We start from the raw sequence: 13,303 nt of genomic DNA, 5'->3' as shown, positions 1-13,303 counted from the left end.
GATTGCCTCCTCCGACCCTAGGCCTCCTGCAAGACATCGATCGGCAGCCCGATCGCTTCGGCGTAGAGCTGTTCGTAGGCGATCGCCGATTGCTTCCAGCTCAGATCAGCAGCCATCCCCCGTTGCTGCAGCTCCTGCCATTGCGGCTGGTACTGGTAGCTCTCCCAAGCCCGCACCAGACAGGTATAGAGGTCGAGCGGCTCGTAGCGATCGAAGCAGTAGCCATTGCCCTCGGCGTGACGCGGATCATGGTGGAAGACCGTGTCGACCAAGCCACCCGTACGGCGCACAATCGGCACACTGCCATAGCGCAGTGCCAGCATTTGGGTGATACCGCAGGGTTCAAAGCGGGAGGGCACCAAGAAGGCATCACTACCGGCGTAAATGCGGCGTGACAGCCCTTCGTCGTACATCAAATAAGTAGACATCCGGCCGGGGTAGCGGGTCGCCAACTCCCAGAGTTGGGTTTCGTAGTAGCGCTCACCCGTGCCTAGGACAACGAATTGCGCATCGCTGTAAGACAGGAAGCGATCGAGGATTTGCAGCAGTAAGTCAATTCCTTTTTGCTCGACTAAGCGAGCCACAAACCCAATCAGGAAGCGATCGGGATTGACCTCCAGACCCATCTCTTTTTGCAGGGCCAATTTATTGGCAATTCGCTTGTCGATATTGTCGCGATCGTAGTTAGCAACAATTCGTTTATCAGTCGCTGGATTGTAGCTCTCAACATCAATCCCGTTGAGGATGCCGCTCAATTTGCCACTAATGAATGAGAGCAAACCCTCGAGTTTCTCGCCGTAGGTTGGGGTTTGAATCTGCTGAGCATAGGTGGGCGACACCGTGTTGACGCGATCGGCATAGAGCAGCGCTGCTGCCATCGTGCTATCACCCTGCATATACCAAGGACACCAGGTGATTTTCTCGAGCTTCCAGCGCCAGGGGCCTTGATAGGCCAAGTTATGAATAGTGAAAACCGTCGAGATATCCGGTGACTGGTGCATCCAGACCGGAATCATGCCGGTATGCCAGTCATGGCAGTGAATGACTTGTGGTTTCCAGTAGTTCCAAGAAAACTCAGCCGCTCCATTGGCGAAGAAGGTAAAGCGCCAATCTTCATCCTCACCAAAGTAGATGCGGTGCGGATCAAAGGCAGGATGCCCCATTAGATAGAGCGGCACATCCGAACCGGGCAGTTGTGTTTCGTAGACCGCGAAGTGGTTAAACATCGCGTAGCCCCACCAAACCGGCTCAGACGGGATGTCGAGCTTGCTGTTCAGAAAGCCGTAGTACGGCATGAAGATCCGAACATCATGGCCCATGGCTTTCAGCACTTTGGGCAGCGAACCAACCACATCTCCCATGCCTCCCACTTTGGCAAAGGGAGCACATTCGGCAGCTACGAACAGAATCCGCATGCAGACCTCAGGGGGCAACGCCCTCCACTATACGCCCGCACCCTACCGGGTTTTGCTGGCCGAGCCGTGGCAGCGCAGAAACTCGGTCATATCATGGGCCGACAGCGGCTTCGAGAAGTAATAGCCCTGCCCCATATCGCAGCCGAGCTGCCGGAGCCAATGGAGTTGCGCCTCGTCTTCAATGCCTTCGGCCACAACCGCGAGTCCAAAGCTGTGAGCAAGGGCGATCGTGGCTTGAGCCACCTGACGATTGTCACCTGCTTGATTGATTTGGTGGATGAACGATCGATCAATCTTGAGGGAGTTGACTGGTAGCTTTTGCAGGTAGCTCAGTGAGGAATACCCTGTCCCAAAATCATCAATACTGAGCTTGATGCCCATTGATTTCAGCTCGTCGAGTAGCTTCAGAAGTCGCTGGTCAATATCTTCTGCAACACTCGACTCAGTAATTTCTAGCATCAATTTTTGAGCAGGGATCTCTGTCCTTTTGAGGATGTCTTTAATCCAATCCCCAAAGTCTTCATGGCAAATTTGCTGGGCGGAGATATTGACATGCAAGACGAAGCTATCTGGCATCAGCTGAGCTTGCTGCCAGAGATAAACCTGCAAACAAGCTTTTTCAAGAATAAAGTTGCCGAGACTAAAAATGAGCTTCGATCGCTCAGCCAGAGAGACGAACTCTAGGGGCGGAATCGTGCCTAGTTCAGGATGGAACCAGCGAGCGAGGGCTTCAGCTGCAACGAGGGTGCCAGTCTTGAGATCAATAATCGGTTGATAGTAGAGATCAATCTCAGCCTGTTGAATAGCTTCGCGGAGGGAAGTTTCGAGAGCGAGATTCTTCCGTGAGTTCACGGAAAGCTTATCGGAGAAGACTTGAATACCGCGGCTTAGGGGATTGCGTTTGGCCGCGTACATCGCCGTATCGGCATTGCGGAGTAATTCTTCAGCAGCTTGTACGCGTGTTGAGGTAAGACTGATTCCAATGCTGACGCCAATGTAGATTCGCTGACCTTGAACCTCAAAAGGATTGACGATTAAGTCATGCAGCTCTTCCGCCAGACTTTGAGGATAATTGGGGTCATTGGCGGGTACTAAGACACCGAATTCATCACCGCCCAGTCGCGCAAAAATCACGGGTTCCGCGATGCAGGTTTGCAGCCGCTGAGCTACTTGAGTGAGCAAACTATCTCCGGCACTATGGCCCAGAGAGTCATTGACAATTTTGAAGCGATCGCAGTCTAAAAAGAGAACAGCAAAGGGTTCTTGATGATCGACTTGATAGCGATGAAACCAAGCGTGAAGCTGCTGGATAAAGTAAGTCCGATTGGGCAGTTGTGTCAGCGTATCGAAATGCGCCAAATGCCACAGCTGGGCTTGGGCTTGTTGGCGCTCTGATGCTTCCTGCTCCAGTTTGCGATTGGTGGCCTCTAATTCTTGGACGGCTTGAGAGAGCTGTTCATTTGCTTGGTAAATAATGCGGGCATTTTCTAAGCGTTCATGAATATCCTGAAAAACAGTCATCCCCTCAGCGACATTACCCGCCTTGTCATAGATAGGAATGCCCCAAACTTCTAGAGGAACCGTGCGATCGGGCCAGCGTAGCTCAAGGTCTTCTGTGTGATTCAATTCTCCTTTCAAGGCGATCGCAAGAGGCAGTTTCTCAGGAGAAATAATTTCATCCTTGCCCGTTTGGTAAACATTGAAAAATTTCGCTAAACCCTGCAAATTCAGACTGCTGGTTGTTCGTAGAATTGCTTCGCCAATAGCGTTGACATAGGTCATGCGACCCGTCAAATCATGCACAGAAACCCCGATCGGCAGGTAGTCTAAAATTTGACGGAGATAGATTTGACTATTACGAGCTTGATTGATCACAGCATTCAGGATGAAGCTCATCACTGCAATGCTGCTGTTATAGCTCTGTAAGAGAATTAAGGCTTCATTGGTGGAGAGAACACTGAATTGACCTCTGCCGTTCGCTGTTGAAATCAAAGAAAATAAAGTGACGAGAACAACGCCGACGGCAACCCAAGTATTCTCGAACCGCAATGCCAGCCAGACAAACATGGGAATGACAAGAGAGCTGGCGGGATAGGGCCTGCCGGTAAAGGCCAAGGTCATGATCGCAAAAACGATCGAGGCAATTGCCAGTAATTCCAGCCAACGCTTGATGGGCATTTTGAAGGGTCGGAGCCCTTGCGTACCCCATAAAAAGACGATTGGAAAAAATAAAATGGCGCTACTGGCATTGCTCGTCCACCAGGTGCCGCCAACTGACCAAAAGCGACTCCAACTGACATTGCCCATCAAGCAATTGCCGGTGGTCCCAATCAAAGCAGAGACGGTTGCTTGAACTGCTGCAGCCCCTAACAGAGTCCAAACTTCATCGAGAGTTTGCAGTCGACTCGAACGGCTAATTACTCGTTTGGCAATCGCATAGCCAACTAAGCGTGAACTGGCATTGGCGATGGCCCCACTAATACTGAGCCCTACACCGAGCCCACTCATCACCTTGAGTAAAAAGTCACCGATGAGAATTCCTGGCCAGACTTGAGGCCCTGCCAAAAACAGTGCCGCTAGCGTGACTCCTGAAGAAGGCCAAATAGGACTGACTTTGGCATCAGGAAGGGTCGTATAGGCGTAGGCAAACTGAGAGACAAGAATATGAATCCCAGCAACCAGCCAAATAGCAGGCCAGTCTCTCAGGCGCGGGCGAGGGAGCCAAGCAAAAAGTGACGGCATTCGGATTCGGTAACCATGCCAGATTGCACGGGTGAGGGGAGCAGGACAACAAGCCTGCTCTTTAAGGTAGCTTTATAAAGTCTCAGTAGTCATGATTGGGCAACTTTGTTGCCAGCGAGCTTGCGCTTGCCGTAACAAAGGTAAAACTTCAGCAATATGCTCAACTGCGATCGGAATTTCTAAGTCTGCTTCACTCGCGAGGGTTGGTTGTCCTTTCGCCATGGCTGTGTGAGCCCAGATTAAAAAGTCACGCCACATTGAACCCACCAAAATTAGCGGGGTAGGCGGTAGCTTCGCGACTTGGAGCAACTGCCAGATCGTTACCAACTCCAAAAGTGTGCCAATCCCTCCCGGCATCACCACAAAGGCATCCGCCTCGAGGACAAAGTGATGCAGTCGCGAAAAAAAGTTGCTGTGCTCATGGAGCTCTTCGACATAGGGATTCGTTCCCTGCTCATGGGGTAACGCAATCCGCAAACCCACCGATCGCGTCCGATTCTCGGGGTCAGCACTGACACTGCCGGCATTTGCTGCTTCCATCAGTCCTGGTCCCCCGCCTGTAACGATATCGCAGCCTAAGTAGGTCAGTTCCTGCGCCAACCACTGGACATCGCGATAAATCGGACTGTCCTCTAGCAGCCGCGCTGAGCCAAAAATACAGACGCAGAAGCGATCGTGGGGCAATCGCGGCAGGGTCAAGATGCGATCGATCATCGCCCAGAGATCGAAAACACTGTCGCGGAGCACGCGCTCCAGCAAGTCTTTGTGCGGATTACAGTCAGGTGCAGACATTCCGGCAGTTAGAGCAAGTTGGCAGAGAGTTCAGCAAGGGGCGATCGCTCGCCACGTTCGAGGGTGATATGCCCGGCGATCGCCTCGTTTTTGAATTTCTCGACCACATAGGTCAGCCCATTGCTTGAGGCATCTACATAGGGATTGTCAATCTGGTAGGCATCGCCGGTGAGGACAATTTTGGTACCTTCGCCGGCGCGGGTCAGAATTGTTTTAATTTCGTGAGGCGTTAGATTTTGTGCCTCATCAACAATCATGAATTGACGCGGAATCGATCGCCCACGGATGTAAGTTAGCGGCTCAATTTGCAGCAGGTTCATGCTCATCAAATCTTGATAGTTTTGATGTTTGCCCGCTGGGCGATCGCCATTGTTATTGGCACCACCCAAAATGAAATCGAGGTTATCGATAATCGGCTGCATCCAAGGCGCTAACTTTTCCTGTAAATCTCCTGGCAGGAAACCCAAATCACGTCCCATTGGAAAAATCGGCCGTGAGACGAGTAAGCGACTGAACTGACGTTCATCTGCGACCTTATGCAGGCCAGCCGCGACCGCAAGGAGCGTTTTACCGGTTCCGGCCTTGCCCACTAAGGTCACCAACTGAATGCTGTCATCCAGCAATAGATCAAGGGCAAACTGTTGCTCACGATTGCGGGCATGAATGCGGCTGATGCCTATTTTGGGCGGCTGAATCAACGGCAAGACACGGCGATCGCTGGCTCGATAGCGGCCGAGCAACGTATGGGACAGATTCGTTTCATCAATCAGCGTGAGGGCTTGATTGGGGAAAAATTCGCCGCTGAGATCTAAGCCGCCATCGCGGCGAAAGGCTTGCAGTTGATCGGGCGAGAGATAGACTTCAGCTGTACCGCTGTAGAGTTCCGAAAAATCAATTTTGTCAGATTCATAATCTTCGGCGCTCAGCCCTGTTGCATCAGCTTTGATCCGGAGATTCGTATCTTTGGTAACCAGAATTGTTGGCTGACCATTTTGTTGTTGAAGCGCGAGTGCCACAGCCAGAATGGCATTGTCATTCGCATTAGCAATTAAGCCACTGGGTAGTTGTTCAAGAAATGCTTTTTCGAGCATGACAACACGCAGCTTGCCGCCGTGATCGAGAGTAATTCCCTCAATCAGATGACCTTTGCTGCGGAAGCCATCGAGAAGGCGAGAAATTTGGCGGGCATTGCGGCCCCGTTCATTCAAATCCTTTTTAAAGCGATCGATCTCTTCGATCACCGTGATTGGAATCACGAGATCGTTGTCCTCAAAGCGAAACAGCGCCATTGGGTCGTGCAAAAGCACGTTCGTGTCGAGGACGTAAGTTTTTTTCATCGCCAGAGGCTCTGCGATCGCCAGGGGTAAAGGTATTGCTGGCTACGTTCTGATTGTCTCAGACCAATTCCGCTTTCAGATCTCGTGCCATCAGCCGCTCGATCGCGGTAGCAGGAGAAATCTGATCGGCCAGTAACTCGGCCACACAGGCTGCGATCGGTAGTTCCAGTCCCTCACGACTGGCAAGTTGGGCCAGAACTCGCGCCGTAGACACACCTTCAGCCGTGGCCGCGATCGCTGTCAGTGCAGTCTCCAAACTTTCGCCTTGAGCCAGCCGAAAGCCAACTTGATAGTTACGACTGAGCGGACTAGTACAGGTTGCGAGCAGATCGCCGAGTCCTGAGAGCCCAAAAAACGTCTCAGTCCGAGCGCCAAAATAAGCGCCCACGCGCAGAATTTCTGCCAAAGCTCGCGTCACCAAAGCCGATCGCGCGTTCGACCCCAGCGAGAGCCCATCACAAGCCCCCACGGCGATCGCAATCACATTTTTCAACGCGCCGCCCAATTCTGTTCCCAGCGGATCTCGATTGGTATAGACCCGAAAGCGATCGTTGGCAAAAGCCTGCTGAACCACGGTTGCGGCTTGGCGATCGCGGCTAGCAATGACTGTCGCGGCCGGTAAGCCCTGGGCAATTTCCTTGGACAGATTTGGCCCCGAAAGGACTGTGATCGGCTGATGTGGAAAGCGATCGTTCAGAACCTGTGAGGGCGTTCGCCAACCTTGGGGATCCAACCCTTTTGTCGCACTCACCCAAATGGCGCGATCGCTGAGAGAAAGTGCGGCGACTTGATCGGCCACCGAGGCTAAACCCGCCATCGACACCGCCATGATCCAGAGATCAGCCCCAGCTAAAACAGTTGCGAGTGAGGCTTCACTGCGCCGCGACCATTGCCGGACTTCAAGGCCATTGCTGCGCAAAAGCTGAGCAAGGGTTAAGCCCCAAGCACCAGCCCCTAAAACTGCCGCAATTTTCGCCTCTTGCATGGCCTCACAACATCGACATGCCAGTCCCAGCATGGCATTGTTCCTGTCAGGGGCGATCGCAGCATGCCGTAATTGCAGCCGGAATCAATTCAGTCGATTCTGGTCAGGAGCGATGTCCATCAGATACGATCAAAGACTGCAGAAAAAAGAAGCCTCGATCCGCGATCGCCCTCCCTTTGAGATCTCGAGCGCGATCATTGGCCTACGGCAAGGCCATTGGATCATTGCCCACGCTGCAACCAGCTCCCTCAATCAGTCTGAACTCGGATGTCGCTAAAAGTTACCCAGGAGAAGCTGCCGGCCAGTCGCGTTGGTCTGCAGATTGAAGTCAGTGGCGAACAGTCGCGCCAAGTTTATGAGCGCACCCTCACCCGCCTCAGTCGCGAAATTCGCTTGCCAGGCTTCCGCCCCGGGAAAGTACCCCGTCCGGTTCTGATTCAACGCATTGGCGAAGCTGCCCTCAAGGCCAACGCCCTCGAAGACTTGGTGCAGCAGAGCCTCGAAGCCGCGATCGCCCAAGAATCGATTCCAGCGATTGGCAACTACAAACTCAGTAGTGAATTTGAAGCGCTGGTTGATAACTTCCAGCCCGGGCAACCGCTCAGCTTTGAAGCCAGCGTTGATGTACAGCCAACGGCGACTCTGACTCAGTACACCGGCCTCACCGTTGAAGTCGAAGACGTACCTTTTGATGCCAATCGCGTTGACAGCGTTTTGGCAGAGCAACAAAAACAGATGGCGACCTTGGTTCCCGTCGAAGGCCGGAATGCGGCGATCGGCGATGTGGCCGTGATCGACTTCCAAGGCATCTTGGTCGAGAGCGGCGAGGAAATTCCGGGCGGTAGCGCTACTGACTTCCAAATTGAAGTGGAAGAAGATCGCTTTATCCCAGGCTTCATCAGCGGCATCGTCGGCATGGCGATCGAAGAAACCCGCACCGTTGATGCTACCTTCCCCGAAACCTACGGTCAGGAAGAAGTCGCGGGCAAAGCCGCTCAGTTCACGATCACGCTCAAAGAGCTGAAAACCCGTGATCTGCCGGAGCTGGATGATGCGTTCGCCCAAGAAGCGAGCGAATACGAAACGCTAGAAGCATTGAAAGCAGCACTGACTGAGCGTTTTCAAGCGGAAGCGACCAATCAAGTCAAAGCCAACAAGCGCGATGCCATTCTGACCGCGCTGGCCGACCAGCTTGATGTTGAACTGCCTGAATCGCTGCTTCAACGCGAAATCTCCGCCATGATCAACGAGACGGCAACCCGCCTCTCGAATCAGGGCATGGATGTTCGCAAGCTGTTCACCGAGGATGTCTTGGAACGGCTCCGCGAAAGCTCGAAGGACGAGGCAGAGCAACGCCTGCGCCGCACGATCGCCCTCGGTGAACTAGCCAAAGTCACCGAAACCAGCGTCGACGATGAAGCCGTCGCCGTTCGGGCTGCAGAACTACTGAGCAACTACCCGCGTCCGCAAGAAATCGATCGCGATCGCCTCAACACGGTGGTTCGCGAAGAACTCCTCGAGGAAAAACTGGTGGAGTGGTTTGAAGCCAACAACAGCGTGACGCTGGTCACTCCCAAGTCTGAGGACGCGGAAGTCGACGCCTCGACTGCAACCGTTGAAACAACGGCAACAGAAGCATCAGAAGATGCCTCTGCAGAATCGAAAGCGAAGAAGGGCAAGAAAAAAGCCTAGGCCGCATTCTCACAGTCGACTAGTTCGGCGCGGCATAATTGTCGGCAGCGGGACTTTCTCGCTGCCGCTGCTGTATCCATTGCCTTCCTCTATGTTTTCGTCCCAAGCTTCTCTGCCCATTCACAGTCGACGACTGAGCGCTGGTCTCGACAGCCAGTGGCAGCAGCCGCAGATTCAAGCGATCGCAGGCTCCCAGGCTATTGTGCCGACGGTGGTGGAGCAATCAGGACGAGGTGAACGCGCTTTCGATATCTATTCCCGCCTATTGCGCGAACGGATTGTCTTCTTGGGGACAGGCGTTGATGATGCGGTTGCAGACTCGATCGTGGCGCAGCTGCTTTTCCTCGAAGCCGAAGATCCCGAGAAAGATATTCAGCTCTACATCAACTCCCCCGGTGGTTCAGTGACCGCTGGCATGGCGATCTACGACACGATGCAACAGGTCGCGCCAGATGTTGCCACCATCTGCTTTGGTTTGGCAGCCAGCATGGGCGCTTTCTTACTGTCGGGTGGAGCCAAAGGTAAGCGGATGGCTTTGCCTAGCGCCCGCATCATGATCCACCAACCACTGGGCGGCGCTCAGGGTCAAGCTGTGGATATTGAAATCCAAGCCCGTGAGATCCTGTACCACAAGAGCACGCTCAACGACCTGTTAGCGCAGCATACGGGGCAGCCGCTTGAGAAGATTGAAGTCGATACCGATCGCGACTTCTTTATGTCGCCTCAGGAAGCCAAGGCCTACGGATTAATTGATCAGGTACTTACGCGACCAACCGTGGCCATCAACGACCATAATGATGCTGTTCTCCAGTAGCGGGCAGGCGTGATGTCGAGATACGACTCTCACCTGAAGTGCTCTTTTTGCGGGAAATCCCAAGAGCAGGTACGTAAGCTCATCGCCGGACCTGGAGTTTACATTTGTGATGAATGCGTCGACCTCTGTAATGAGATCCTCGACGAAGAATTATTTGACGGCAATGCCAATCCTGCACCACCGCCGGGTGGCGTCAAACCCGCAGCTGCAGCTGCGAGTCATCAAGGGCCTCGCAAACCGAAGCGATCGCTAACGCTGTCGCAAATTCCCAAGCCCCACGACATCAAACGCTATCTTGACCATCACGTCATTGGTCAAAACGAAGCCAAGAAAATGTTGTCTGTGGCGGTTTATAACCACTACAAACGCTTGGCTTATCAGCAGTCAGCTGAAGAAGCAGGCGAAACAATTGAAATTCAGAAATCCAATATTCTGCTGATTGGTCCAACCGGCTGTGGCAAGACTCTGCTCGCTCAGACGTTAGCCAAATTGCTGGATGTCCCCTTCGCAGTTGCCGACGCAACAACACTGACGGAAGCCGGCTATGTCGGTGAAGACGTCGAAAACATTCTGCTGCGGCTCCTGCAAGTGGCTGATCTCGACATCGAGGAAGCTCAACGCGGCATCATCTACATCGATGAAATCGACAAGATTGCACGCAAGAGCGAAAATCCTTCGATCACGCGTGACGTCTCCGGGGAAGGCGTCCAGCAGGCTTTGCTGAAGATGCTGGAAGGCACCATCGCCAATGTCCCCCCCCAAGGCGGTCGCAAGCATCCCTATCAGGACTGCATCCAAATCGACACGCGCAACATCCTGTTTATCTGCGGTGGTGCCTTTGTCGGTCTGGAAAAACTCGTCGATCGCCGCTTGGGCAAAAAATCGATTGGCTTTGTCCACCCTGAAGAGACCAAAACCAAGGAACAGCGGGCGGCTGCCATCCTGCGCCACATGGAACCCGAAGATTTGGTGCAGTTTGGTCTGATTCCTGAATTTATCGGTCGGATGCCGGTGACGGCGGTGTTGGATCCGCTAGACGAAGTGGCGCTGACGGAAATCCTGACGGAACCTCGGGACGCGCTGGTCAAGCAGTATCAGAAGCTGATGCACATGGACAGCGTCGAGCTGGAATTCCGCCAAGATGCGATCGAAGCAATCGCCCGCGAAGCCTTCCGTCGCAAGACCGGAGCTCGGGCACTGCGCGGCATCGTTGAAGAGATCATGCTGGAAGTGATGTACGAGCTGCCGTCTCGCCAGGACGTCACTCACTGCACGATCACGCGGGAGATGGTTGAGAAGCGCTCCAGTGCGGATGTGCTCTTGCATCCTTCGAGTTTGCCGACACCGGAATCCGCTTGATCGCGATCGCCTCACCCCAAGGGGGGACGCTGCAAGCGGAATGGACGTTAGCTGGCGATCGCCAAGCCCCCATTCTCTATCTGCATGGATGGGGCGGCAGTCGTCGCAACTGGCAGCCCATGGCTCAGGATCTTGAGGATTGTGGGGCTGGGCTCGCTCTCGATTGGCGGGGCTTTGGGGAAGCGCGATCGCAGCCTGCGGATCAGGACTACAGCTTGCAAGCGACCGTGGCGGATTTAGTGGCCCTGCTCGATCAGCTGGCTTTGCCATCGGTGCGGATTGTGGCCCACTCCTGGGGTTGCAGTGTGGCGCTGTTGTTCGCTCAGGCTTATTCCGATCGCGTCGATCGTCTCTTGCTGACGGCTAGTGGACTGTTCAGCTATTCAGCGATCGCCTTTGCGATTTTTCAGCAGATCAGTCAACTGCTGGTGCGATCGCGATCGCCGCTCTGGCAGCAAATTCCCGGACTCGATCGCCTGATCCTGAGTCGGTTTTGCCATCAGCCGCTCGATCCAGTGACGACTCGATCCTTTCTGGAAGACTTTCTGCAAGCCGATACCGAAGCCGCGATCGGTAGCCTGCAAGATGCCGTGAGCTTGACAGCAGTCGAGCAACTCGGTCAGGCTTGGCGATCGCTCTCGGTGCCGACTCTGCTAATTTCTGGCCAGTTTGATCAAATCGCTCCCGTTGTCTTAGGGGAGCGTGCTGCTGCTCTGAGCGATCGCTGTCGGCAGGTAGTAATGCCCCAAGTCGGGCACTTACCGATGTTGGAAGATCCCACCGCTTTTGCGGCGATCGCCCGGCCCTTCCTCCAAGCAGACCGCAACTCGCTACCCTAGCGAAGAGGGAGCTTCTGAGTTCTATGGCGCAAGGCGATCATCTGGTAGTCGATCGACGCGGTGGTCTATATACCCATCACGGCATTGATATCGGTGATGGCACCGTTGTGCACTACTTGGAAGGCGAAACGATTGTTCGCACCAGCAAGGATTATTTCCGTCGCGGAGAGCAAATCCGCCTGCGCGACTATGCGGACTGTGACCCCGCCGACATCACAATTGAACGCGCCCTCAGTCGCCTAGGCGAACAACGCTACAACGTCCTTTTTAATAACTGCGAGCACTTCGCCACTTGGTGCAAAACCGGTCGCGCCAACAGTCATCAAGTTGAGCGATCGCTGGCTGTCGGAGCTGTGGGAGGTTTACTCCTTGGGGGTCCCCTCGTTCTGCCTGCCTTAGCAGCAGCCGGTGCCCTTGGCGTCCAGGGCCTGCTCAGTCAGGCCCAGCAAGCTACCGATCCGGTGCAAGCCGAACGCTTGCTGCAAGAAGCTCGTAGCTCCCTGCTGGCAACCGAAACTCAACTCGAACAGCAGTTAACCCAGCTCCAGCAAGAAGCAGAATCCTGGCAAAAAACCGCTCAAGCGGCACTGCAGCGCGATCGCGAAGACCTTGCCCGTGCAGCCTTGGAAAAGCGCTATCCGCTCAAGCGCCAAATGCAAAATCTGGAGCTGCAACTGACGGAACTGCGCCAACTGCTCTCGCGGATCTAGCAGCCAGCGATCGCCCACAAAAAAGCCTGCTGAAACTTCAGCAGGCCATCTTTGAGCATCGTCAGACTGGAAACTGAGTCAGCCTAATCAGGTCTCTAGCAGAACTGCAGGTCTTGCTTCGCCCGCATGGACTTTTGCTGCTGCCGCTGCAAGCTGCGCAGGGCATGGCGGTAGAGATGGCTGACCAGCTTTTCTTCGGTTTGGTTGGCCGAGGTCGGAGCTTGCGCTTGAGCCATTTCCACTTTCAGCGGTTGAACCGGCTCATCTTTGGAGCGAAAACGAACATCTAGCCCTTTGTATTCGGTGTAGATGCTGCTCGGCGCTGAGGCAACAGTCGGGGGGGTGTAGGGATATTTAATCCCGCGGTATGTGAGTTCCATTTTGGGTACGCGTCTCAACTACGGTTTGCATTGAGAGGCGCGTTGCTTCAGGCCAGAAGCCTTACTTCCACCCAGAAAATCTGGGCCAACGATTACCCTCGCCCCTAAACTGTAACAAATGCTACGGAATTTGTGTTTGTTTTCTGAAACACATCGAGGACAATTCTTTTGAGACCTCATCAGCGATCGCGGCAGACCGCTATTCCAATGCGATCGCAGTCGCTTTTCGCGCAGGCTG

At 54.0% G+C, this 13,303-nt stretch carries 11 protein-coding genes and 1 riboswitch; of the genes, 5 read left to right on the top strand and 6 right to left on the bottom strand.

The genetic code is table 11. From position 1 onward, the window contains the following. Positions 1 to 17: 17 nt before the first annotated feature. The 5 genes from glgA to DOP62_RS08135 all read right to left on the bottom strand — a co-directional run bounded on the left by glgA (position 18) and on the right by DOP62_RS08135 (position 7,271). Complete coding sequence (gene glgA, locus DOP62_RS08155; RefSeq protein ID WP_208675722.1) at positions 18 to 1,415, bottom strand: glycogen synthase GlgA; 1,398 nt, start codon at positions 1,413 to 1,415, stop codon at positions 18 to 20. A gap of 42 nt (positions 1,416 to 1,457) precedes the next feature. After that, positions 1,458 to 4,157: a bifunctional diguanylate cyclase/phosphodiesterase gene (locus DOP62_RS08150; RefSeq protein WP_208675724.1), complete on the bottom strand. Its 2,700-nt coding sequence runs from the start codon at positions 4,155 to 4,157 to the stop codon at positions 1,458 to 1,460. A 72-nt stretch (positions 4,158 to 4,229) separates the two neighbouring features. Further along, entirely contained in the window at positions 4,230 to 4,949 is a 720-nt protein-coding gene (locus DOP62_RS08145) for an LOG family protein (RefSeq protein WP_208675726.1), read from the bottom strand. Between the two features lie 8 nt (positions 4,950 to 4,957). Continuing rightward, positions 4,958 to 6,286: a PhoH family protein gene (locus DOP62_RS08140; protein WP_208675728.1), complete on the bottom strand. Its 1,329-nt coding sequence runs from the start codon at positions 6,284 to 6,286 to the stop codon at positions 4,958 to 4,960. 58 nt (positions 6,287 to 6,344) lie between these two features. Beyond that, positions 6,345 to 7,271, bottom strand: coding sequence for an NAD(P)H-dependent glycerol-3-phosphate dehydrogenase (locus DOP62_RS08135; protein ID WP_370538768.1), 927 nt, complete (start codon positions 7,269 to 7,271; stop codon positions 6,345 to 6,347). A gap of 267 nt (positions 7,272 to 7,538) precedes the next feature. On the opposite strand from DOP62_RS08135, the gene tig reads away from it, so the two are divergent. The 5 genes from tig to DOP62_RS08110 all read left to right on the top strand — a co-directional run bounded on the left by tig (position 7,539) and on the right by DOP62_RS08110 (position 12,685). Then, on the top strand, positions 7,539 to 8,963 hold the full coding sequence (tig, locus tag DOP62_RS08130) for a trigger factor (protein ID WP_208675730.1): 1,425 nt from the start codon (positions 7,539 to 7,541) through the stop codon (positions 8,961 to 8,963). A 91-nt stretch (positions 8,964 to 9,054) separates the two neighbouring features. Beyond that, positions 9,055 to 9,777 (top strand): ATP-dependent Clp endopeptidase proteolytic subunit ClpP, encoded by a 723-nt coding sequence (gene clpP, locus DOP62_RS08125; RefSeq protein WP_275937696.1) that lies wholly within the window; start codon positions 9,055 to 9,057, stop codon positions 9,775 to 9,777. Positions 9,778 to 9,789: 12 nt separating this feature from the next. Further along, positions 9,790 to 11,136 carry an ATP-dependent protease ATP-binding subunit ClpX gene (clpX, locus tag DOP62_RS08120; protein ID WP_208675732.1) on the top strand — a complete coding sequence of 449 codons (1,347 nt, stop codon included), beginning with the start codon at positions 9,790 to 9,792 and terminating at the stop codon, positions 11,134 to 11,136. Continuing rightward, a complete protein-coding gene (locus DOP62_RS08115; protein WP_208675734.1) occupies positions 11,133 to 11,975 on the top strand; it encodes an alpha/beta fold hydrolase in 843 nt (280 codons plus the stop codon). The genes clpX and DOP62_RS08115 overlap by 4 nt, the downstream gene beginning before the upstream one ends. A 23-nt stretch (positions 11,976 to 11,998) precedes the next feature. Next, entirely contained in the window at positions 11,999 to 12,685 is a 687-nt protein-coding gene (locus DOP62_RS08110) for a lecithin retinol acyltransferase family protein (protein ID WP_208675736.1), read from the top strand. A gap of 95 nt (positions 12,686 to 12,780) precedes the next feature. Here the strand turns inward: DOP62_RS08110 and DOP62_RS08105 are convergent, their stop codons facing one another. After that, a complete protein-coding gene (locus DOP62_RS08105; RefSeq protein WP_208675738.1) occupies positions 12,781 to 13,065 on the bottom strand; it encodes a DUF4278 domain-containing protein in 285 nt (94 codons plus the stop codon). Positions 13,066 to 13,101: 36 nt separating this feature from the next. After that, positions 13,102 to 13,158: riboswitch (Glutamine riboswitch) on the bottom strand. Positions 13,159 to 13,303 lie beyond the last annotated feature (145 nt).

The sequence above is a fragment of the Synechococcus elongatus PCC 11801 genome (genome assembly GCF_003846445.2).
GTDB lineage: Bacteria > Cyanobacteriota > Cyanobacteriia > Synechococcales > Synechococcaceae > Synechococcus > Synechococcus elongatus_A.
Note: the sequence above shows the minus strand (reverse complement) of the source record. Positions and strands in the feature narration are given on the sequence as shown.